The 20,843-nt window shown below is 27.5% G+C and carries 25 protein-coding genes; 2 read left to right on the forward strand and 23 right to left on the reverse strand.

Going from position 1 to position 20,843, the window contains the following annotated elements:
* The 23 genes from AVBRAN12640_RS04090 to tig form a co-directional block, all read right to left on the reverse strand.
* A partial coding sequence (locus AVBRAN12640_RS04090) for a hypothetical protein (protein ID WP_336608441.1) occupies positions 1-469 on the reverse strand: 469 nt, incomplete at its 3' end.
* A 4-nt stretch (positions 470-473) separates the two neighbouring features.
* Positions 474-851 carry a TM2 domain-containing protein gene (locus AVBRAN12640_RS04095; RefSeq protein ID WP_336606821.1) on the reverse strand — a complete coding sequence of 126 codons (378 nt, stop codon included), beginning with the start codon at positions 849-851 and terminating at the stop codon, positions 474-476.
* Between the two features lie 86 nt (positions 852-937).
* The gene (mreC, locus tag AVBRAN12640_RS04100; protein ID WP_336608442.1) at positions 938-1,708 is read right to left on the reverse strand and encodes a rod shape-determining protein MreC; all 771 of its coding nucleotides are present in this window, start codon (positions 1,706-1,708) and stop codon (positions 938-940) included.
* On the reverse strand, positions 1,701-2,738 hold the full coding sequence (locus AVBRAN12640_RS04105; protein WP_214115826.1) for a rod shape-determining protein: 1,038 nt from the start codon (positions 2,736-2,738) through the stop codon (positions 1,701-1,703). Before AVBRAN12640_RS04105 ends, mreC begins: the two co-directional genes overlap by 8 nt.
* Positions 2,735-3,949, reverse strand: a complete 1,215-nt coding sequence (clpX, locus tag AVBRAN12640_RS04110) for an ATP-dependent Clp protease ATP-binding subunit ClpX (protein ID WP_214115827.1) — start codon at positions 3,947-3,949, stop codon at positions 2,735-2,737. Before clpX ends, AVBRAN12640_RS04105 begins: the two co-directional genes overlap by 4 nt.
* On the reverse strand, positions 3,939-4,730 hold the full coding sequence (gene lpxA / locus AVBRAN12640_RS04115) for an acyl-ACP--UDP-N-acetylglucosamine O-acyltransferase (RefSeq protein WP_239803404.1): 792 nt from the start codon (positions 4,728-4,730) through the stop codon (positions 3,939-3,941). Before lpxA ends, clpX begins: the two co-directional genes overlap by 11 nt.
* Complete coding sequence (gene fabZ, locus AVBRAN12640_RS04120) at positions 4,727-5,170, reverse strand: 3-hydroxyacyl-ACP dehydratase FabZ (protein WP_214115829.1); 444 nt, start codon at positions 5,168-5,170, stop codon at positions 4,727-4,729. Before fabZ ends, lpxA begins: the two co-directional genes overlap by 4 nt.
* Positions 5,171-5,317: 147 nt before the next feature.
* Positions 5,318-6,076: a pseudouridine synthase family protein gene (locus AVBRAN12640_RS04125; protein WP_214115830.1), complete on the reverse strand. Its 759-nt coding sequence runs from the start codon at positions 6,074-6,076 to the stop codon at positions 5,318-5,320.
* Positions 6,063-7,193 (reverse strand): glycosyltransferase N-terminal domain-containing protein, encoded by a 1,131-nt coding sequence (locus AVBRAN12640_RS04130; protein ID WP_336608443.1) that lies wholly within the window; start codon positions 7,191-7,193, stop codon positions 6,063-6,065. The genes AVBRAN12640_RS04125 and AVBRAN12640_RS04130 overlap by 14 nt, the downstream gene beginning before the upstream one ends.
* A gap of 17 nt (positions 7,194-7,210) precedes the next feature.
* Positions 7,211-7,915: a zinc ribbon domain-containing protein gene (locus AVBRAN12640_RS04135; protein ID WP_214115832.1), complete on the reverse strand. Its 705-nt coding sequence runs from the start codon at positions 7,913-7,915 to the stop codon at positions 7,211-7,213.
* A 9-nt stretch (positions 7,916-7,924) separates the two neighbouring features.
* A complete protein-coding gene (locus AVBRAN12640_RS04140) occupies positions 7,925-8,650 on the reverse strand; it encodes a Nif3-like dinuclear metal center hexameric protein (protein WP_214115833.1) in 726 nt (241 codons plus the stop codon).
* Positions 8,647-9,000, reverse strand: coding sequence for a diacylglycerol kinase (locus tag AVBRAN12640_RS04145; RefSeq protein WP_214150292.1), 354 nt, complete (start codon positions 8,998-9,000; stop codon positions 8,647-8,649). Before AVBRAN12640_RS04145 ends, AVBRAN12640_RS04140 begins: the two co-directional genes overlap by 4 nt.
* Before the next feature lie 44 nt (positions 9,001-9,044).
* Positions 9,045-9,899, reverse strand: a complete 855-nt coding sequence (locus AVBRAN12640_RS04150; RefSeq protein WP_336608444.1) for an FAD-binding protein — start codon at positions 9,897-9,899, stop codon at positions 9,045-9,047.
* Between the two features lie 160 nt (positions 9,900-10,059).
* Positions 10,060-10,278, reverse strand: coding sequence for an NAD(P)-binding protein (locus tag AVBRAN12640_RS04155; protein ID WP_336608445.1), 219 nt, complete (start codon positions 10,276-10,278; stop codon positions 10,060-10,062).
* Positions 10,271-11,902, reverse strand: coding sequence for a sensor histidine kinase (locus AVBRAN12640_RS04160; protein ID WP_336608446.1), 1,632 nt, complete (start codon positions 11,900-11,902; stop codon positions 10,271-10,273). Before AVBRAN12640_RS04160 ends, AVBRAN12640_RS04155 begins: the two co-directional genes overlap by 8 nt.
* Positions 11,865-12,524 (reverse strand): response regulator transcription factor, encoded by a 660-nt coding sequence (locus AVBRAN12640_RS04165; RefSeq protein WP_214115837.1) that lies wholly within the window; start codon positions 12,522-12,524, stop codon positions 11,865-11,867. Before AVBRAN12640_RS04165 ends, AVBRAN12640_RS04160 begins: the two co-directional genes overlap by 38 nt.
* Complete coding sequence (locus AVBRAN12640_RS04170) at positions 12,521-13,036, reverse strand: cytochrome c3 family protein (RefSeq protein WP_214115838.1); 516 nt, start codon at positions 13,034-13,036, stop codon at positions 12,521-12,523. The genes AVBRAN12640_RS04165 and AVBRAN12640_RS04170 overlap by 4 nt, the downstream gene beginning before the upstream one ends.
* The gene (locus tag AVBRAN12640_RS04175; protein WP_214120635.1) at positions 13,033-13,377 is read right to left on the reverse strand and encodes a cytochrome c3 family protein; all 345 of its coding nucleotides are present in this window, start codon (positions 13,375-13,377) and stop codon (positions 13,033-13,035) included. The genes AVBRAN12640_RS04170 and AVBRAN12640_RS04175 overlap by 4 nt, the downstream gene beginning before the upstream one ends.
* Entirely contained in the window at positions 13,378-14,865 is a 1,488-nt protein-coding gene (locus tag AVBRAN12640_RS04180) for a flavocytochrome c (protein WP_336608447.1), read from the reverse strand. It lies immediately after the preceding gene.
* Positions 14,866-15,522: 657 nt separating this feature from the next.
* The gene (def, locus tag AVBRAN12640_RS04185) at positions 15,523-16,041 is read right to left on the reverse strand and encodes a peptide deformylase (protein WP_214115841.1); all 519 of its coding nucleotides are present in this window, start codon (positions 16,039-16,041) and stop codon (positions 15,523-15,525) included.
* Positions 16,031-17,044, reverse strand: a complete 1,014-nt coding sequence (locus AVBRAN12640_RS04190; RefSeq protein WP_214115842.1) for a GGDEF domain-containing protein — start codon at positions 17,042-17,044, stop codon at positions 16,031-16,033. The genes def and AVBRAN12640_RS04190 overlap by 11 nt, the downstream gene beginning before the upstream one ends.
* Before the next feature lie 9 nt (positions 17,045-17,053).
* Positions 17,054-17,641, reverse strand: a complete 588-nt coding sequence (gene clpP, locus AVBRAN12640_RS04195) for an ATP-dependent Clp endopeptidase proteolytic subunit ClpP (protein WP_214115843.1) — start codon at positions 17,639-17,641, stop codon at positions 17,054-17,056.
* Positions 17,638-18,927, reverse strand: coding sequence for a trigger factor (gene tig, locus AVBRAN12640_RS04200; RefSeq protein WP_214120539.1), 1,290 nt, complete (start codon positions 18,925-18,927; stop codon positions 17,638-17,640). Before tig ends, clpP begins: the two co-directional genes overlap by 4 nt.
* A gap of 76 nt (positions 18,928-19,003) precedes the next feature.
* On the opposite strand from tig, the gene folE reads away from it, so the two are divergent.
* A complete protein-coding gene (gene folE, locus AVBRAN12640_RS04205) occupies positions 19,004-19,543 on the forward strand; it encodes a GTP cyclohydrolase I FolE (RefSeq protein WP_214120540.1) in 540 nt (179 codons plus the stop codon).
* On the forward strand, positions 19,540-20,835 hold the full coding sequence (fliI, locus tag AVBRAN12640_RS04210; RefSeq protein ID WP_214115846.1) for a flagellar protein export ATPase FliI: 1,296 nt from the start codon (positions 19,540-19,542) through the stop codon (positions 20,833-20,835). Before folE ends, fliI begins: the two co-directional genes overlap by 4 nt.
* The last annotated feature ends 8 nt before the right edge of the window (positions 20,836-20,843 follow it).

Consider the following 20,843-nt stretch of genomic DNA (forward strand, 5'->3'; position numbering starts at 1 on the left):
TAGGTTTGCTAATAGGTGTTAGCTCGTATTTAGTGAAAAATTCTTTTAATAAAAAATATCTATAAGTTGCACTTGTTAAAACGCTGATAATCACATAAATTAAAACATAACTAATATAAGAAAAATCAAAAGAATTTGATAAGCCCTTTGGTTTAAAATAAAAATAACCAAAAAACGATAAAACCACAATTGCTCCATAAACAATTCCTGCATAAATCCACATAGAACGCAACGCATAACTAAAATAACTAAACAATAATGTAGGAAGACATATATCTTTTAGTCTAAAAGAATATCTTGCTGTATTTGATTCGCCATTATTTGTATAGTATTTTGCCGCATTGCTTAACTCATCAACTATTGCAGCATTTGGCAATTCTCCTACAAATTCACTCAACTTTACTCTCAATTCTTCTTCGTTTTTGATTAATTCTTGACCTTTATTAGAAATTAAAAAATCTGTTTTCATAAAATCATCCTATTATTTGTAATATTTTTGTGTAATTGTCTTTTTGAACTGCTTTATATACAAAATATATATCAACTAATACATAAATATATAAAGCCCATAAAATAAAAACTCCGATAAATATAAGTGTCGAAGCCAAGCCTATTAAAAATAGACCTATTTTTAAAAATCCTAAAAGCATATTTCCTTGATAAAATCTATCAACACCCCAAACTCCGAAGAAAAATCCTAAAACTGCTGCTAAAATTGGACTTTTTAACGGGATTAGTGGTAGGTTTTTATATTTTTCTTTGCTTAAATTATCAAGTTTATCATTTAGCATAAACTTTTGCTCGCTTGAAATTTTATTATCAAGCAACATTAAAATGGAACTCTTATCCATAATTACTCCTTTTTTAAAATGAAGTAATTATTCTACACCCCCCCCCTATTAACAAAGGGTAAATTAATAAAAAATAATTTAAGATTTTAATTTTTAATTTCTTGTGAGTTCTCTTTAGCACTTACCATATAAACATATCTATAAGGACTAAGAGTTTTTGTATCTTCTAAAATAGCTCTTTTATACCCAGCTTCATCTATGATTTTTACTACTTTTCCAACATAAATACCCTCTGGAAAAATCAAATCCTTTCCACTCGTATAAACCAAATCTCCTATATTTAATTCTTTATAATCAGTAACAAAATTAACATAAATTGAATTTTTACTACCTTGTAAAATAGCAGGAGTTTTATTTTCCCCAATAACCACAGAAAAAACACATTTTTCATCATTTAAACTAAGTGCATAAGCTCTATTATTATTTGAATACATAATCCCCACTGCATTATTATCATATATCAAACCATAAGTAATATCAGGCTTTATACCATCATAACTCATCCAAAATTTAGTTAAACTTCCAATTTTTTCATAAGATAATACCCTAGTTAAGGCTAATTCAAATTCATATTTTTTAAGATTATGGGCTTTTGCAAGATTGTTATATTCTATAACTAAATTATCATATAAGAATTTGTATTGTTTTAGCTTTTTATTTTCTGTGCTTAATTCATCTATCTGATTTACTTGATTAAAATATTTAGTAATATTTTGTTTGGTGTAATCATAAGCATTATAAAGCTTATTTAAAACAAAATCATTAACCCCTAAAACAGCATTTTTAACATCTGCTACAAAATAATAAGAAGATGTAAGCAAAACGCATATTAGGAGTAATAATTTAAATTTATTCATCATTTACTATTTGTCTTAGTAAAGAAATCTCTTCAAGTATTTTTCCAGTTCCCCTTGCTACTGCGTGAAGTGGCTCATCAGCAACATAAACAGGTAATTTTACAATATCGCTTAAATATTTATCAATTCCACGGATTAATGCTCCACCACCAGTTAGCACTATACCATTTTCTACAATATCGCCTGCAAGTTCTGGTTTTGTATTTTCTAATACAAACTTAAGTGCATCAGCAATTTCTTTTAAAGGCTCTTTTATAGCTTCACGAATATCTTCACTACTTAGCTCAACCTTACTTAAAAGCCCTTTTACTTGGTCTTTTCCTTTAACAACTATAGTTAATTCTTCAGGCAATTGAATAGCTGAACCAACTTGGATTTTAATATCTTCGCTAGTTCTTTCGCCAATTATTAGATTGTATTTTTCTTTTACATAATTTACAATTGAGCTATCTAGCTTATCTCCTGCTGTTCTAATACTTTTTGCAGTATGAAGACCACCTAGAGTAATAACTCCTATTTCAGTAGTTCCACCACCAATATCAACTACTAATGAGCCTACAGGCTCTTGCACGGGAAGATTTGCACCAATTGCTGCAGCCATTGGCTCTTCAACCAAATACACTTCTCTTGCACCAGCACTCAAAGCACTTTCGCGAACTGCTTTTCTTTCAACTTGAGTTAGACCATAAGGAACTGATATTAATATTCTAGGGCGTAAAAAACTCTTTCTTTTATGTGTTTTTTCAATAAAATATCTAATCATTTTTTCAGTCATATCAAAATCAGCTATAACCCCATCTCTCATAGGGCGAATTGCTTGAATATCACTAGGAGTTTTGCCTAGCATTTCTTTAGCTTCTTTACCAACTGCTAAAATTTTGCTCTTTCCATATTTTGTATGTTGAACTGCTACAACACTTGGCTCATCAATTACTACACCCTTATCTTTTACTAGCACAAGAGTATTTGCTGTGCCTAAATCAATACCCATATCACTTGAAAATAACCCTATTAAATGGTCTAGTATCATTTATTATCCTTAATTTTTAAAAAAATAGCATCGCCTTCGCCATTAACAAAATCTTTATTTATAACGATTTCATAACCTTCATATTTATCTAAATCAAACATTAAATCAAGTAATAATTGCTCTAATATCCCACGAAGACCTCTTGCTCCTGTTTTTCTATCAAGAGCTTTTTTAGCAATAGCTAAAAGTGCGTCTTTATCAAATTCTAATTTAACACCATCAAATTCAAAAATCTTTTGATATTGCTTAATTATTGAATTTTTTGGCTCAATTAAAATTCTTACCATATCTTCTTCACTAATTTCATTAAGACTTGCAATTGCGTGCAATCTTCCAACTAATTCAGGAATTAGACCAAATTTAATCAAATCATCAGGCTCAATATGTGAATACAATTCATCTTCACTAAGTTTAACGCTAGTAGTATCAAAACCCATTACATTCTCGCCTTGCTTTTGCTTTAAAATCTCTTCAATTCCATCAAAAGCACCACCACAAATAAATAAAATATTTGAAGTATCAACTTGAATAAATTCTTGATTTGGGTGTTTTCTACCGCCTTGTGGTGGGACATTTACAACGCTACCTTCTATTATCTTAAGCAATGCTTGCTGAACGCCTTCTCCACTTACATCTCTTGTAATTGAGCGGTTTTCTCCCTTTCTTGCGATTTTATCAATTTCATCAATGAAAATTATCCCACATTCTGCACGCTCAACATTATAATCAGCTGCTTGTAAAAGTCTTGTTAAGATATTTTCAACATCTTCTCCTACATATCCAGCTTCAGTTAAACTCGTAGCATCGCAAATTGCTATAGGAATATCAAGTGCTTTTGCCATAGTCTGAGCTAAAAGTGTCTTACCACTTCCTGTAGGTCCTACTAATAAAACATTTGATTTTGCTAATTCCACATCACTCTCATCAGCATTACTCATAAGCCTTTTATAATGATTATGAACGCTTACGCTTAAAACCTTTTTTGCTCTATCTTGACCTATTACATAATTATCCAAATGAGATTTTAAAGCTTTTGAACTTATATCTTTTAAACTATCAGCTACCTCATCTACTGCTAATTCTTTATTTTTAGCATCATACATTTTAAATATAACACCAGCACAAGTAGGACAAATTGTATTATTTTTACCATTTGAAAGTAGGTCAAACGGATAAGATTTGCCACAAAAACTACAAATATTATTGCTCATTATCATTTCCTTTCACTGGAATTCCACGCTTTGTATTTAAAATAAACGAGCATAATTTAACAACTTCGGCAGAATTTGAACTCTCATATAAAGCTTTTGCTCTATCGCTAATTAGCCCTGTTTTACTTCTAAAAATCCTACTAAATGCTTCACTTAATTCATTTATTTTATCTTTTTCTAAATGCCTTCTAAGCCCTACTAAATTAAGACTTCTAACATAAGCACGATTGCCTTCGGCTAGACAAAAATGTGGTAAATCTTGAGATAATGCTGAAGCACCTCCAAGCATACAATAATCGCCTATTTTAACCCATTGATGAACCGGAGTAAGTCCGCCAATCACACTAAATGAGCCAACTTCAACATGCCCTGCTAAGGTTACATTGTTTGCTAAAATTATATTATCAGCTAAGGTGCAATCGTGTGCAATATGAACATAAGCCATTATGAAATTATTATTTCCAACTCTTGTGTATCCATCGCCTTTTTGTGTGCCACAATTTATAGTGCAAAACTCACGAATAGTTGTGTTATTGCCTATTATTAAAGCTGAAAAATCATCGTTTTTATAAGAAATATCTTGTGGAATATCACCTAAAATAGCATAAGAAAAAATCTTGCAATTATTTCCTATTTTTGTATTTCCTAAAATTCTTGCACCACTTTTAATAATGCAATTATCACCAATTTCTACATTACTTCCTATATATGCAAAAGGCTCAATGCTAACATTTTTGCCTATTTTTGCACCATTTTCTATTATTGCTAAATCTGAAATCATTTATCTACTATCATCGCTTTTAAAATTGCTTGAGTGCATAATGTATCATCTACATAAGCCTCGCCACTAAACACCCACATTGCTCCACGATTTTTAACAACGCTCATTTTATATACTAATTTATCGCCTGGTCTTACTGGTGATTTGAATTTTACTTCTTCCATTCCTGTAAAATATACTACCTTGCTTTTAGGATCAACACTATCTTTCATACTCTGAAAAGCTAAAATTCCACCCGTTTGAGCCATTCCTTCTAATATTAAAACTCCTGGATAAATCGGATGACCTGGAAAGTGTCCTGCAAATACTTGATCACTTATACTAACATTTTTATAACCTAATACATAACCTTCATCAAGATTGATTTCTGTGATTTTATCAACTAACAAAAATGGTGGTCTATGTGGTAAAATTTCTTGAATTTGCATTACATCTAACATTATTATTCCTTTACTATGCTTAAAGGGATTTATTTTAATTTCAGCAATTAAACAAAGTGTAATAATTATAAGCTTTATCGTTGGTAAAGTATAATTTATAAAATTCCAATGCTTTTAAAATAAAAACTATCTTAAAAGCATTAAAAATTAAAATAAAAAGTCTAAATTAAGCCCTTTTAATTCAAAGTCTTTATGAAAATCATTTGGCATAGGAGTTTTTATATCATAATCAAATATTTTTGTCCTAGCACAATGAAGCATCAGCCTAGAGCTAATTATTTTACTATATTTAACATCGCCTAAAATTCCTAGCCCAACGCTATTTAAATGAACTCTTATTTGATGGGTTCTACCTGTTGCAATTTGCACTTTTAATAAGGTTTTTTTGCCTTCTATAATTAAAGGCTCTATTTTAGTATAAGCGTATTTTGCGTTTTCGCTATTACTAATCTTACTAAATGCACTTTTGCCTTTTATAGTTAAAATCGGCTCATCAATCTCCATTCCTTCGCTTACGATTTTATTAGTAATTGCTAGGTAGAGTTTTTGCACTTTTTCTTTTTTATATTCATTTTTTGCAGCCTTTAAAAACTCTTCATTTTTAGCAAATAATACAATGCCACTTGTATCCTTATCAAGTCTATTTAAAAGAGTGTAATTATTTTTAATATGTTCGCTCGCAATACCAATTGGCTTATTAATAGCTAATAAATTATCATCTTCAAACAATACGCTAAGCTCTGGTTTTGCAAGTTTAAAAATAGTATTAACAGGCATAAGACCCCTTGCAATCTCTAATCTTTTGCCCCCGTGCATTACTAAACCTAAATCTATTAATTCTTTAGCAGCTGAATTTGAAATTCCTTCTTGAATTGCTAATAATTTATATGCTTTATCTTGTTTCATTTATTTTCCTATCTAATATTTCGCATAATGCGTTGAAAGTATATTCGTTTTTGATTTTAGCATTTTTAACATTTGTAAAATCAATATCATCACTAATTTTTATATTTTCTATACATTTTAGGCTTGAATATTGAGAAAATACATTAGTTCCTGAAGTGATTTTGCAGCCAAAAAACGCAGCTTCGGCGAAATTATGTCCGCCTATTTTAGTATAAGAACCACCCAAAATCACATAATCACTAATTGAATAAAAATTAATCAATTCTCCTAAAGTATCTAGCAAAAATACTTCACTTTTTAAATATCCATCACAATCATTGCTATATTTTACAATATTAAAACCCTTATTATTAAGTAATTTTTCAACCTTGTGAAATCTTTCAGGGTGTCTTGGTGCTATTATTAGACATTTATCTTTTAAGAAATTTTTATCTAGCTTATTTAGAATTATTTCTTCTTCATTTTCGTGAGTGCTTGCAATTAAAATTATTTCTTTATTTTTGCTTAATTGCTTAGTAACTATTGGCTTATTTGTAATCTTTATATTTGTAAAAACTTCTATATTTTTAGCATTAAAATATTCTAATCTTTCTTTATCTTCATTACTTTGAGCAAGAATTAAATCAAAATATGAAAATATTTTTGCATAATAAAAACTAAATTTTTTATAATTTTTAAAGCTATTTTCTTTCATTCTAGCGTTTAATAAAATAGTATTTTTATCAAAATCTTTATATATTTTAAGTAAAGCTAACCATAATTCTGCTTCAAATACTATTAAAGTCTTAGCAGGTTTAAGCCATAAATATAATAATGGCTCATAAGGTAGTAAAAAAGCATTATCATCAAATTCTTTTGCTTTCATAAGTCCTGTTTTTGATGAACAAGTAAGTAATATTTTAAAACCTTTATTTTTATAATATTTAATCAACTCGCCTAAAGCGACAGCTTCTCCATAACTTGCAAAATGAAAATGAATATCTGCTATTTTATGCTTTTTGAATGGTAAAAATTTTTGATAAAGTTTAGAATATTTATCCTTAAAACTTAAAGGAATTAAAACCAATAAGAATAAAGGATAAATTAAAATAGAAACAAGAATATAAAAAAAATACATTTTTTAAATTATAAAAATTACTCTTCTATGTATAAAATTCTTCCACAATGTGGGCAGTTATTAATCTCTTCACTTTTTAAAACTGCGCTAAAAGTTTTGCTATTTAGTTGCATAAAACAACCATAGCAAGCTTGTTTTTTAACAGGAACTACTGCAGTATTTTTAGCCCATTTTCTAATTTTTTCATAAAATCCGAAAACTTTGCTATCAATTTCGCTAGCTAACTTATCTTTTCTTACATAAATTTCTTTTCTTTTTTCTTCAATAGCATCAAGTGCTGATTTTTGATTAGCTATTGCTATAGTTAAATCATCATTTAATTTAGTAATTTCTTTTTGATTTTCTTTAATTTCTTCTTTTTTATTATCTACTATTTTTTCTAATTTTGATATTTCTTCATTTGCAGCTTCTAATTGCTCTCTTGCGATTTCTTCTTCTAATTTTAAAGCATTTGCTTCTTTTTCTGTTTTTACTAAAGCAATTTTTTTAGCTGTTTCATTGATTTTTGTTGAAAATTGAGCTATGTGATTTTCTACTTTTACTTTACTCTCACTAATTTCTTTTATGCTTTCTTCTAATTTTGAATTTTTATTCTCAAGACTTTTAATTTTATCTTCTAAATTGTTCGCTTCTCTTTTAGCACTTTCAATTTGTGGTAAAAAACTATCTATTTCTTTATCTAATTTAGAAAGCTCTACTAATTGTGATAGGTGTTTATTCATAGTATGTCCTTAATACTCTAAAAATGGATTTTTTGAAGAGCTGATTATAATCTCTATCGGTAATTTTTGCAAATTACTCGCTAAAGAATTAGCAAAACAAATCTCACTTTCATAATGCTTAATATCGATTAAACTTATATTATTTTCACTAAGAGCTAAAGCGTCGTGATATTTAATATCTCCTGTTAAAAATATATTACTCTTAAGCTCACTAGCCAATGAAATTCCAGAACCCGTGCAAATTCCTATTAAATCAGTTTGAATTATTTCTTTTGCTAAAGATATTGATATTTTTTTTAAGTTTAATTTAGCCTTTAAAAAATCAGCCAATTCATAAATATCTTTAAAATTATTCTTAGCATAAGCTAAAAACCCATCGCTTTCAATTATTTCTAAGCCTAAAAACTTTTCACAAAAATATCTATTTAAATGACTTAAATCATAATTCGTATGCATAGAAATTAAAGCACAATTTTTTTTGATTAATTCTTTTAAAATATTACCAGCATAATCATTTTTAATACTTTTAATACCCTTAAAAATCAAAGGATGATGAGTAATAATCAATGAATTTGGTAAAAATGATTTTACTTGATTAAAATCTAAATCAAGGCTAAGGTAAATCCTTTCGCAACTATCATCATTACTTAAAATTAACCCACTATTATCCCAACTTTCTTGGGTATTAAAAGGACTTAATTCATCTAAAATCTTATAAATCTCACTTATTTTCATAAAAATTCCTTATATAAAACGCTAAGCCAAGTTAAAACAGCTATTAAAATAGTAAAAAATACTCCAGCAGAGCCCAAGTCTTTTGCATCTTTTGCAAGTTTATGGTATTTTGAAGTTGCCAAATCCACAACGCTCTCAATAGCGGTATTAAAGCATTCAGCAGCAAATACTAAAATAATAACACCTATTAAAAATGCCTTTTCAAATAAAGAAAAAGGATAAAATAAAGCAAATAAAATAAAGCAAATTCCTATTGCAAATTCTATCCTAAAAGCACTTTCATTTAAAGCTCTTTTAACCCCTGCTAAAGCATAACTTGCGTTTTTAAAAAATGAGTATTTCTTCTTCATATTTTCTCCTATTTAGCTAGATTATAAAAAAATTATTAATACTTTCAAATTGATAGCATAAATTGACTAGCATTCATAGCAAATACAACACAAGCTATGCTAGCAGCTCCACTAAGCCTTGCTTCTCCAAACATAGAACTAACTTCTCCTATAGCAAACATATTATTCTTAGCTGTATTAGTATCTATATCAACTACTCTTGCAAATATATCTGATTTAACCCCACCTAAAGTATAGTTTAAATAAACATCTACATTAGCCAAATAAAACATAGGCTTATTAATTGCTTTAATAGAAATATTATTAAGATTTTTACCCAATTTATCAATCCTATTACTAAAATAGCTATTGTATTCATCAACGCAATTAATTAATCTTTTATCAATTTCTTCTAAAGAATAGTATTTGTAAAATATACTTATATCGTTTATATAATTTATTCCGTGATTATCTAGGAGTAATTTAACTAATTTATTATTTTTAATTTCATTTAAAATCGCTATTGCTAAATCTTGCCTTGAGCTATCTTCTCTAACAAATCTTTTAAAATCAGAATTAATTAAAATTCCATACTTAAAAATATCCATAGGCAAAACAAAAGCAAATCTCATTAGACTTAATTGGGTTGGGATTGCTCCATTTTTTAATAAAATCTTTAAAGAATTTGAATTGTTCTTAGACATAGTTTTAGCATAATAAGCTAGTGGATAATGAATTTTTATAAATTCTTTATCGTTTGCAAATCCACCAGTGCAAAAAGCTATATTTTTAACCTTAATTTTTATGATTTCATCTTTATGTAAAATACTTGCAATACCATTATCAAAATCAATTAATTTAGCCTTAGTTAATATATTTACATTTTTACTAAGCAATCTGTTGATTAATGGATTTATCACACTTTCTTTAGCATTTTTTAAAGGGTGTAATTCTCTGGGAACTGAATGATTTAAGCTATTTGATATAGCTAATTCAAATTCAACCCCAAAACTTTTTAAAAGTTGAGTAGCTTGTGCTGATTTTTCACTAAGCTCTTTTAATAAAGCAAAATCAGCATAATTAGTTGAATAAGAAAATCAAATCATCATAAAATTTATCATCTTTTATATTTGCTAGTTGCTGAAAAGATGAATTACTAGCAGCAAAATTTAAATAACTCTTAGCTCCGCCTAATTCATCATCTTGCTCAATTAATAAAATATCTTGTTTAACCAATAAATTCGCCAATGTTAAACCACTAATACCACTACCTACAATTAAACAAAACAACTCATTCATAAGCAATCCTAATATAAAAATTAGCTCCAATTTTTCTAGTTTTTAAAAATACATCAGCATTTAACTCGCTATTTAAAATATTTTTTATCATAAAAAGCCCAAGCCCTGAACCATTTTTCGTGCTAAAATAAGGTTTAAAAATTTCTTCTTCTAAATCCTTTTTAACCCCTATTCCATTATCTTTTATACTAATATAAATATTATTTTTATAAGCATAAAGATTAATTATAATATAAGGATTTTTTATATTAATTAAAGCATCTTTTGCATTTGTAATGAGATTGATTATTGCATGAGCTAAACTATTTTTATATGAATTTATTTTTAAACTCTTATCAAGTCTTAAAGTAGTATTAATTGCATTCCTTGTAAGGCTTGCATTACAAATCGTTAAAGAATTTAAAATAGCTTCATAAACATAAAAAGAGCTTTTTTCTTGCTTTGTCTTATAAAAATCATAAAATTCATCAATAGTTTTTGACATATAATTTAAAATAGGATTTATCTCTTTTAATTTTTGATGAAACTTATCATCAATTTTTTGTTTTTCTAAACTAATCTCAAGATAACTAGAAATTGCACCTAAAGTTGCTAATGGCTGTCTATATTCATGAGCTATACAAGCTATCATTTCACCTAATGCAGCTAATTTTGATTGATGATTTAGCAATTGCTCTTTTTGTGTATTTTCATCTAATTTAGCCTTAATTATTTCAACTTGATTTTTTACTTCTTCTTGTAAATTTGCATTTAATTTTCTTAGTTTTTCTTCGGTTTTTAATAATTTATTAATTAAAAATCCTAAAACAAAATATACCCCAATAAAAGCAAAAAATACCAAAACCACACTAATTATAAAAGCCTTTTTTATTATATGTAAATGAGTTTTATAATCTTTTGTAATATCTTTTTTAATCAATATGAAAAATCTATCATTTAAAATAATTTCATTACTTAAATAATATTTATCATCTAATTTAATTATATCTTCATCATTTTTTAAAAGTTTAGTTTTATTTTGCCAATCAAATTCATTATAAAAATACTCATTTTCATACTTTAAAGCAGCTAAAAAATCATCTTGAATTTTTAAATTATCTAATAATTTTTTTGCACTTATTGTATAAGTAATCGCATAATTTTCATTTATTTTTAAATTAATTAAATAAACTGGTTCGGTATTTAATCTAAGTAAAATATCTGTTTGATTATTAAAATCATATTGGCAATTTAATTTTATTTTATCTTTTTCTATGCAAATATTTTCTTTTAAAATAAATAATTTAATATCCTTTAAATACGCCTCATTTGAGCTTAGATTTAAAAATAATTTATTTAATTTATTTAGCTTTTCATCATTTTTTAAATAATCTAAATTAGAACCAAATTCATAACTAATACTAAGCGTATTGTTTAATAAATTATTTAAAAAATCATTATAAAAATAAATAAACCTATCATTAAAACTATTTTTGTTTTGAAATAAATAATTTTTATGCCAAGAAATATATAAAAAATTCAAAATAAAACATAAAAAAATAATCAAAGTTAAAACAAATATAAAAGCTTTTTTGCGAATGCTTATATTAAGTAATTTTGATATAGTATCCACGAGAATTTGCATTATGAATTATACCTTTATCGCCTAATTTCTTTCTAAGATTTTTAATGAGTGATTTAATAGCATCAGAACTTACATCATAATCATTATATACATAATCGCAAATCTTATAAATATCTACAATGTTAGGACTACTTTTTAACAAAATTTCAAGCAATAAAAATTCTTTTTTGCTAAGCTTAATAATCTCATCATTTATTAATAACTCATTTAAATCAATATCTAAATATATATTATTGCTTAATTTAATTTTATTATTAATACTTTTTATAGCCTTTTTTAAAGCATCTTCAAGTTTAATCCTATCAAAAGGTTTTATTAAATACTTGCAAATATTAAGCTCAACTGCACTTAATAAAGTTTGTTTATCGCTTAAAGCTGTAATCATAATAGCAGGAATTTTATTATCAGAATTTCTTATATTTTCTAATAAATTTAAACCATCAAGTTTTGGCATAGAAATATCAAGTAATAATATATCAGGCTTTTTAGCCAAATATATATCTAAAGCACTTAAGCCATCTTTAGCATAAAGCACATTAAAATCAAGTAGTTCTAGCAAATCAATAACTTGACTTGCTAGATTTAAATCATCTTCTGCATATAAAATTGTGTATTTTTTCATTTTTTATCTAATTTACCCCTTAAACCATCATGACCTACATGGGTATGACAACTTACACATTTTAATTCATTTGCGTAATCTAAATATCTTTTATGCATTGTATTTTGCATTTCATTTTTAGAATTAATTTTAGTAATATCTTGATGACATTTTAAGCATCCACTATCATAAACATAATCTTTTTTATGATTGAGTTTTTCATACCAATCTATCTTTTCATCAGCTCCAATAGCAGTGATACTAAATTCTTTAATGCCATTATAAGCTTTTGTGCTTAGATAATTTACTATATTATCGTGTGGCAAATGACAATCTACACAATTTGCCTTTATACCTAGATTATTATTACCACTATGAACATCTTTAATATAAGCTTCCTTCATCGGTTGCATTACATGACAACTTGCACAAAATTTATCATCGCCAGTCATTTGTATAGCTTTATGAGATAAAAACACAAAAATTAAAGTTAAAACCACAATAGATGAAACAAAAATAATAGTTTTTTTCATTTTATCTCCTTCATCCAAGTTTTAGTATTATGGCAAGTATTACACATATTAAATGATGGCTTATGCTCATTATGACAGGTGTAACAATTTAAATTCGCATTATCATGAATACTATTATGCGGGTTTTTACCTTTTAAAAAATCAAGCCTTTTTGCTAATTTCTCTTTACTTCCATGACAACTTAGACATGAATTAGAATCAAGTGCTTTATAATCTTTTTCATTTGCTTCTTTATGACAATCTGTGCATTTTAATTTCACTTCAATATGATGTGGTTTTATTGCAAATTCATTACCTAATGCAAAAATACTTAATATCAAAATCATTAATAATTTTTGCATTTATACTCCTTTTAAAATATCTTTCGCACAAGCAATTCCTGAAGTCATACAATCAGGAATAGAACAACTAGTAAGCCTTGATTGTCCATGAACACCACCAGTTGCCTCACCAATCGCATAAAGCCCTTTAATTGGCTCATAGTTACTAATATTTAAAACTCTCATATTTATATCAGCATAAACACCACCTGGAGTATAACTAAGACCTGGTGCAGCTGTCATTGCATAAAAAGGTGCTTTACTCATACTAGAATTTTTAATCTTACTTAAATCTTTTTTGAACTCATCTTTATTATTTGAAATGCCTGTTTCATAATCTTGCATTGTCTTTGATAAATCATTTTCATTAAGCTTAAAATTATTAGCTAAATCACTTAAGCTATCAAATTTCTTCATTTTCCCTGCAGTAATAAAACTTTGCATTCTATTAGGGTCGTGCGAATTAGCAAATCCTGTGCTATCAAAAATAATTATTGGATAAATTGTTGTGTTAATCTTTTCCATATGAGCTAAGATTTTATTTGATAAACCTTGTCTATCCCCATCTTCATTTAAAAATCTTTTAGCATTGCAATCAACCATAATCCCATAAATTAAATCTTCTGTAGGAATTCCAAAAGAAAATCTACTAAGTGCTAATTGAGTTGGGATTGCTCCTACCTTTAACATTTGTTTTAATGCACCAGCAGTCTGACCTAAACTTGAAGGGCTTTTTGCCAACCTTAATCTAGGATTTACTATACTTCTAAACTCAATATCACGGCTAAATCCACCTGTTGCAAAAACTACCGCAAGCCTTGCTTTATAGTGTTTTTTATCTCCACTTAAATTCTCTCTATCATCATTTGCTAGATTTCTATTAAATCTATAATTTTCTCTAACGCTTACGCCAATTATTTTGCCACTTTCATCTTGAATGATTTCATCGCATTTAGTTTCGTTTTTAATCTTTCCATTATGTTTTATAAAAAATTCATTTAAAGTGCTAATACAAGCACCACCACCGCCAATAGTTTCAACACTTCTAGCAACACTATGACCGCCTAAAAACTTAAGCTTATCAGCATATTTAACCCCACAACTTTTAGCAAATTCATATGCTTCATTTGAATTTCTTATAATTCTTAAAGAATGTTCTAAATGATTATATCCAGCTCCAGCTTTATTTAAATCATTTAAAAATAATTCTACGCTATCTTTTATGCCAGCTTTAATTTGTAAATCTGAATTAAGAACAGCAAAATCTTGTTGAGAAAGAACTGAATTACCACCAATTCTATCCATCTTTTCAATCATTAAAACATCAATTTTATTCTTTACTAAATAAGCAGCACAAATATGAGCACTCACACCACTTCCGATTATAATAACATCAGCTATTTCATCAAATTTTATGTCTTTTCCTAAATTATCATTAGCGTTTAATGCTAAAGGTGCACTAAGGCCAACTCCTGCTACTCCTTTTATAAAATTTCTCCTTGATAACATCTATACTCCTTCTAAAAAATCAATTTATTATAAAAATATGTAGTGGCAAAAAAGTGTCAAATATAAATTTATTTTTAAGATTTTAATATAAATTTTAAATCTAAGATAGTCAATATTTTAAATTATAGAAATGATATATTACCTATAAAATATTTAAAATCTTGATATTAATTTAATTTCTAGATTTGTTTAATAGTTTTTAAAAGTATAAAATAACTAATGAAAATCTTATAAAAATATCAAGTATTTAGTGCTTGTGTTGTTAAAAATTATTTTGTAATAAAAAAACAATATCCGATTTTTTCTGCTTAGTTACAATTTTAATTTTTAGTATCAATTTAAGTATTTTAATATCTTATTAAAACCAATTATTTTATTTAAATTAATATAAATTACTATATTTATAAGCTGCGTAATTTTTAATATTCACTTAAGTTTTAAATATCAAATCTGTCTAATAATATTTATAAACTAATCAAATAATTTAAACTACAAGCATAATACAAAGTAAGTTCTATAAAAGCATTGCAAATTAAATTCCAAAAGATTTTAACAATAAATATTTTTATACTTTTTAAAATATTACTATGAATTATAAAAGTATAAATTATTTTGCAAAATAAATGAAGATATAAACAATAATCTAAAAAGCCATAATTATTTTTTAGGCTTTTTAGAACTTTTTAAATGTTTTTCTAATTTTTTTCTTCCGCTAAATGATATTTTTTCTATGAATAAATGTCCATCAAGATGGTCGTTTTCGTGTTGAATAGCAACTGCTAAAAGCCCTTCAGCTTCTAAAGTTTTTTGATTTCCAAATCTATCTAAATAATCAACTTTAATTTTATTATATCTAGTTACTTCTTCAAAAAAACCAGGAACACTAAGACAACCTTCTTCATAAACTTGCGTTCCTTCTCCAATAGGTGTTATTATTGGATTAATAAATTCAATCAAATCATCTTTATTTTGTTCTTCATTTTCATTTAATAAATTAATCAAAAATATTCTTAAAGGTTTTGCAACTTGTATTGCTGCTAAACCTATACCACTAGATGAAATCATAGTTTCATACATATCATCTAAAAATGTATGTAACTCTTCATCAAATACCTTAACTTCTTCACTCCTAGTAAATAATAATTTATTAGGATAAGTTATTAATTTAAGCATCATTTTCTTCACTATCTCCAACTACAGCATAAATTTCTTTATTTTTACCAGTATTCGGTAATACGCTAATAGCCTCAAGAATCTGTTCTTCATAATTATCGCCACTAAGTGCTACAACGCTCATTTCTATATTAATATCAATTTCATTATCATTTATAAAAAATGTTGTATTGTAAAATAAGTCTGAAATTCTCTCACAAGCTTTTTTTGCATTAACTATATTTGTATGTTTCATTGCCATTACAAAAATACCATCTCCATAATGTGCCACAACATCGCTTCTTCTTGAGGTTTTTAATAATAATTTCGCAACATTTCTCATCAAAAGATTTTTATCTTTTTGTAATTCAATTGTATTTAATAAACTATCTTTAATCTTTACAAACATTAAAGATATTGAATAGCCATATTTTTTAATATCTTCTATGTCTTGAGTAATATTATTATATAAATATCTTTTATTAAACACTCCGAATTTATCATCAAATTCACTCTGCTCATTTACCCTATTATGTATTTTTACAATCTCATCATAACCTTTTTTTATACTATTTAATTGAATATCAAGGGCTGTGGTAAGTTTAGCCATATCACTATCTAAAGACCTTAAAATATTTTGAATAGATAAAGAACCGGTAGCAATACTCAAATCGCCTATTTTTTTCTTAATTAAAGCTTTCATTGTGCTTATATTTTTATAAATTGTTGCAATAGAACCTACTAGCTGTTTTATATTTACAAAGGTTTCTTTAATGTCTTGTTCTATTACAGCAACTTTATTACTTTGGTCTTCTTTTTCATAAGTAATCATTTCTGTTACTCGTTTTTTAAAGGCCATAGGCTTAGTATCTAACATTTTTTCAAAATAAATAGAATAATTAGTAGGAGTTGGTGGAACATTATCCTCTATAAGTTGTTTAATTACTTGTTGAGTAAATTTCTCAAATTCTCCACCGCTTAATTTCTGAATCTTAGGAGATTCATCGTGTATTATCTCTTTATTCAAAGCCCTATCCTATTTAAAACTTTTTTCTAATACCTTATCAATTAGTCCGTATTTTAAAGCTTCTTCTGAACTCATAAAATAATCGCGTTCAGTGTCCTTCTCAACTTTTGCCAATTTATTACCGGTATTTTCAGCTAATACTTTGTTAAGCATTGCTTTTAATCTTAAAATTTCTTTTGCTTGAATTTCAATATCAGTCGCTTGACCTCTTGCACCGCCTAAAGGCTGATGTATCATAATTCTAGCATTTGGAAGAGCAAACCTTTTACCTTTAGCTCCAGAGCTAAGTAAAAACGCTCCCATTGAAGCAGCTTGTCCTATACAAATTGTACTAACATCAGGTTTAATATAATTCATTGTATCAAATATACTAAGACCACTAGTTACAACTCCACCAGGACTATTTATATACAAATAAATATCTTTAGTAGAATCTTGAGCTTCTAAAAACAATAATTGTGCAACTACACTAGCAGCTACATCATCATTTATTTCACCACTTAAAAGAATAATTCTATCTTTAAGTAAGCGAGAGTAAATATCATAACTTCTCTCGCCTTTGCTAGTTTTTTCTACTACATAAGGTATGTAGCTCATTTATCTTTTCCTAAAAATAAATCAGCAAATAATTTTTCTTCTACCAAACTCATTCTAACAGCTGGTAATGTGCCATTTTTTGTATAGTTTTCTATTAGTTGTTTAGGGTCCATTCCGTATCTTAAAGCTTCAAAATAAATAGCTTGTGCTACTTCTTGGTCATTTACAACTACATTTCTTAATTTTGCTAATTCATCAACAATGAAAGTTAATTTTACGCTTTTTAATGCTTCTGCTTCATATTCTTTTCTTTTTTCTTCTAAATATTTATCATCTTTTAATTTGTCAAATTCTTCTTTACTAAAGCTTCTTGCAGCTTGATTAAATTGTAAATTAGTTTCTTGTTCTAAAATATTTTGTGGAACTGCAAAAGTATATTTTTCTAGCATTTTTTCAACAAATTCTTGTTTTAATTTTTCATCAATTTGTTTAAATTTAGCTTCTGTTTCTAATTGTTCTTTTATTTTTTCATCTAAAATTGCTTCAGTTGGGTTTTCTACACCAGGAAGTAATTTTTTAAGCATTTCTTCATCAATTTCAGGTAATTTTCTTGCGTGAATTTCATGTAATTTTACTTTAAATACTGCTTTTTTACCCGCTAAATGAGCTGCTTGATAATTTTCAGGGAAAGTTACTTCTATATCTTTTTCTTCGCCAACTTTAAGCTCTATCATACCATCTTCAAATCCTGGTATAAATTGACCACTTCCAATCTCTAGCATATAATTTTCTGCTTTACCACCTTCAAAAGCAACACCATCAACAAATCCTTCAAAATCAAACTTAGCATAATCACCTTTTTTTAAGATTTGTTTTTTAGTTTTTTCTAATGGAGCAAATTGCTTAAGCATAGCTTCTTTTCTAGCTTTAATATCTTTTTCTTTAATTTCTTCTATTTTTAATGCAGGAACTAATGCTTCATAACCACTTAAATCAATTGTTGGTCTAAAAGAAACTACGAATTCAAATTCAATTCCATTATCTTTTCTATCGAATTTTTTAAAGCTTGGCTCACCGATTAATTCTTTTTCATCTTTACCTGTTTCTTTAACTGCATTTTTATAAGCACTTGTAATCGCTTCTTGTTCTGCATCTTTTAGTAAAGAATCTTTATATCTATCTAAAACAACATTTACAGGAACTTTGCCTTTTCTAAAACCAGCAACTTGCATAGTTTTACTAGCTTTTACAGCTATTTCTTTAACCTTTTCATCTATTAAAGATTTTTCTATAACACCACTTACTGAGTAATTAATTTCATCAATTTTTGTTGTACTAAGTTTCATTAAACTACCTTTTGTAAAATATTTCGCACAATTCTAGCTAAAAAAATTAATCATTGGCAAAATATAAAGGTAAAGAATGCAAGACTTAATTAAAAATTTATTAATAAAAATTGGTGAAAATCCAAATAGAGAAGGATTAGTAAAAACACCTGAAAGGGTTCAAAAATCATATGAATTCTTATGTAGTGGCTATACAAAAAATCCAAAAGAAATTTTAAACGAAGCTATTTTTAACACTGATAACAATGAAATGGTTTTAGTAAAAGACATTGATTTTTATAGCTTATGCGAACACCATTTATTACCATTTTTTGGAAAAGTTCATATTGCTTATATACCTAATGGAAAAGTAGTTGGGCTTTCAAAATTACCTAGACTTGTTGAAGTTTATTCAAGAAGATTGCAAATCCAAGAACAATTATGCGAACAAATTAGCCTAGCTTTATATGAAATATTAAAGCCAAAAGGTGTTGCTGTAACTATTGAAGCTGAGCATTTATGTATGCAAATGCGTGGAATTCAAAAAGTAAATTCTAAAACAATAACAAGTTCTCTTAAAGGCATATTTTTAAGCGATGAAAGAACTAGGAAAGAATTTTATTCACTAATAAAATGAACTTAGAAAAACTTAAAAATAAAATATCAAAAATACCAATTTCACAAAATTTTGGCTTTATATACAAAATCTCTGCAATTAGTATAGAGATTAAAGGATTAATCACTAGCGTAGGCGATGTTATAAGACTTGAAAACGAGGAAAAAACCGCTTATGCAATGGTTGTTAAGATTGAAGAGCATATTTCATTTTTAAGCCCTTTTGATTTTGTAGAAGGCTTTAAAATCGGAGATAAAGCATTTTTAGAAGAAGCAGGAATGAAAATTCCTTGCTCTATGGAATTACTTGGGCGTGTGGTTGATCCATTTATGCGTCCAAAAGATGGAAAAGAAAAAATCACACCAAGTAAAATGATGCCTATTTTAAGAGCACCAATAGACGCACTTAAGCGTGGGCTTATAAGTGAGCCTTTTCCTGTTGGTATTAAAAGTATTGATGGGCTTTTAACTTGTGGAGTAGGACAAAAATTAGGCATTTTTGCTGGTTCTGGGGTTGGTAAATCAACCCTTATGGGAATGATAGTTAAAAACGCCCCTGCAGCCGTTAAAGTAGTCGCTTTAATAGGTGAGCGTGGTAGAGAAATTCCTGAGTTTATACATAAGAATTTAGGTGGTAAAATGGATGATACCGTTATGATAGTTGCGACTAGCGATGATAGTGCATTAATGCGTAAATATGGGGCATTTTGTGCTATGAGTGTGGCTGAATTTTTTAAAGAACAAGGAATGGATGTATTATTTATAATGGATAGCGTTACTCGTTTTGCTATGGCTCAACGCGAAATCGGTCTTGCTCTTGGAGAACCACCTACTGCTAAAGGCTATCCACCAAGTGTATTTAATCTACTGCCGCAATTAATGGAGCGAGCTGGTAAAGAAGAAGGTAAAGGAACTATTACAGCATTTTTTACCGTGTTAGTTGATGGCGATGATATGAGTGATCCTATTGCTGATCAAAGTAGGTCAATTCTTGATGGGCATATCGTATTAGATAGAAGCCTAACTGATTTTGGAATATATCCTCCGATTAATATTCAAAATTCAGCAAGTAGGGTTATGGGAGATGTGGTAACGCCTGAACATAAAAAAAATGCTGCTAAGTTTAAAAGGCTTAATTCAGTTTTAAAAGAAAACGAAACTCTAATTAGAATTGGTGCTTATGTAAAAGGTAGCGATAAAGAGCTTGATTTTGCAATGAGTAAAAAAGATTATATGAATGATTTTTTAAGACAAGGAAATGATGAAGCTTTTGCTTTTGAAGAAGTTTTAAGTATGCTTGAGCAAATTAATTAATCCAAATT

The organism is Campylobacter sp. RM12640 (assembly GCF_020137595.1).
Taxonomy (GTDB): Bacteria; Campylobacterota; Campylobacteria; order Campylobacterales; family Campylobacteraceae; genus Campylobacter_E.

Bases quoted from the DNA above. Each gene is read 5' to 3' on its own strand.
- AVBRAN12640_RS04095 (WP_336606821.1), bottom strand. From the start codon at position 851: ATGGATAAGAGTTCCATTTTAATGTTGCTTGATAATAAAATTTCAAGC.
- mreC (WP_336608442.1), bottom strand. From the start codon at position 1,708: ATGAATAAATTTAAATTATTACTCCTAATATGCGTTTTGCTTACATCT.
- AVBRAN12640_RS04105 (WP_214115826.1), bottom strand. From the start codon at position 2,738: ATGATACTAGACCATTTAATAGGGTTATTTTCAAGTGATATGGGTATT.
- clpX (WP_214115827.1), bottom strand. From the start codon at position 3,949: ATGAGCAATAATATTTGTAGTTTTTGTGGCAAATCTTATCCGTTTGAC.
- lpxA (WP_239803404.1), bottom strand. From the start codon at position 4,730: ATGATTTCAGATTTAGCAATAATAGAAAATGGTGCAAAAATAGGCAAA.
- fabZ (WP_214115829.1), bottom strand. From the start codon at position 5,170: ATGTTAGATGTAATGCAAATTCAAGAAATTTTACCACATAGACCACCA.
- AVBRAN12640_RS04125 (WP_214115830.1), bottom strand. From the start codon at position 6,076: ATGAAACAAGATAAAGCATATAAATTATTAGCAATTCAAGAAGGAATT.
- AVBRAN12640_RS04130 (WP_336608443.1), bottom strand. From the start codon at position 7,193: ATGTATTTTTTTTATATTCTTGTTTCTATTTTAATTTATCCTTTATTC.
- AVBRAN12640_RS04135 (WP_214115832.1), bottom strand. From the start codon at position 7,915: ATGAATAAACACCTATCACAATTAGTAGAGCTTTCTAAATTAGATAAA.
- AVBRAN12640_RS04140 (WP_214115833.1), bottom strand. From the start codon at position 8,650: ATGAAAATAAGTGAGATTTATAAGATTTTAGATGAATTAAGTCCTTTT.
- AVBRAN12640_RS04145 (WP_214150292.1), bottom strand. From the start codon at position 9,000: ATGAAGAAGAAATACTCATTTTTTAAAAACGCAAGTTATGCTTTAGCA.
- AVBRAN12640_RS04155 (WP_336608445.1), bottom strand. From the start codon at position 10,278: ATGAATGAGTTGTTTTGTTTAATTGTAGGTAGTGGTATTAGTGGTTTA.
- AVBRAN12640_RS04160 (WP_336608446.1), bottom strand. From the start codon at position 11,902: ATGCAAATTCTCGTGGATACTATATCAAAATTACTTAATATAAGCATT.
- AVBRAN12640_RS04165 (WP_214115837.1), bottom strand. From the start codon at position 12,524: ATGAAAAAATACACAATTTTATATGCAGAAGATGATTTAAATCTAGCA.
- AVBRAN12640_RS04170 (WP_214115838.1), bottom strand. From the start codon at position 13,036: ATGAAAAAAACTATTATTTTTGTTTCATCTATTGTGGTTTTAACTTTA.
- AVBRAN12640_RS04175 (WP_214120635.1), bottom strand. From the start codon at position 13,377: ATGCAAAAATTATTAATGATTTTGATATTAAGTATTTTTGCATTAGGT.
- AVBRAN12640_RS04180 (WP_336608447.1), bottom strand. From the start codon at position 14,865: ATGTTATCAAGGAGAAATTTTATAAAAGGAGTAGCAGGAGTTGGCCTT.
- def (WP_214115841.1), bottom strand. From the start codon at position 16,041: ATGATGCTTAAATTAATAACTTATCCTAATAAATTATTATTTACTAGG.
- clpP (WP_214115843.1), bottom strand. From the start codon at position 17,641: ATGAGCTACATACCTTATGTAGTAGAAAAAACTAGCAAAGGCGAGAGA.
- tig (WP_214120539.1), bottom strand. From the start codon at position 18,927: ATGAAACTTAGTACAACAAAAATTGATGAAATTAATTACTCAGTAAGT.
- folE (WP_214120540.1), top strand. From the start codon at position 19,004: ATGCAAGACTTAATTAAAAATTTATTAATAAAAATTGGTGAAAATCCA.
- fliI (WP_214115846.1), top strand. From the start codon at position 19,540: ATGAACTTAGAAAAACTTAAAAATAAAATATCAAAAATACCAATTTCA.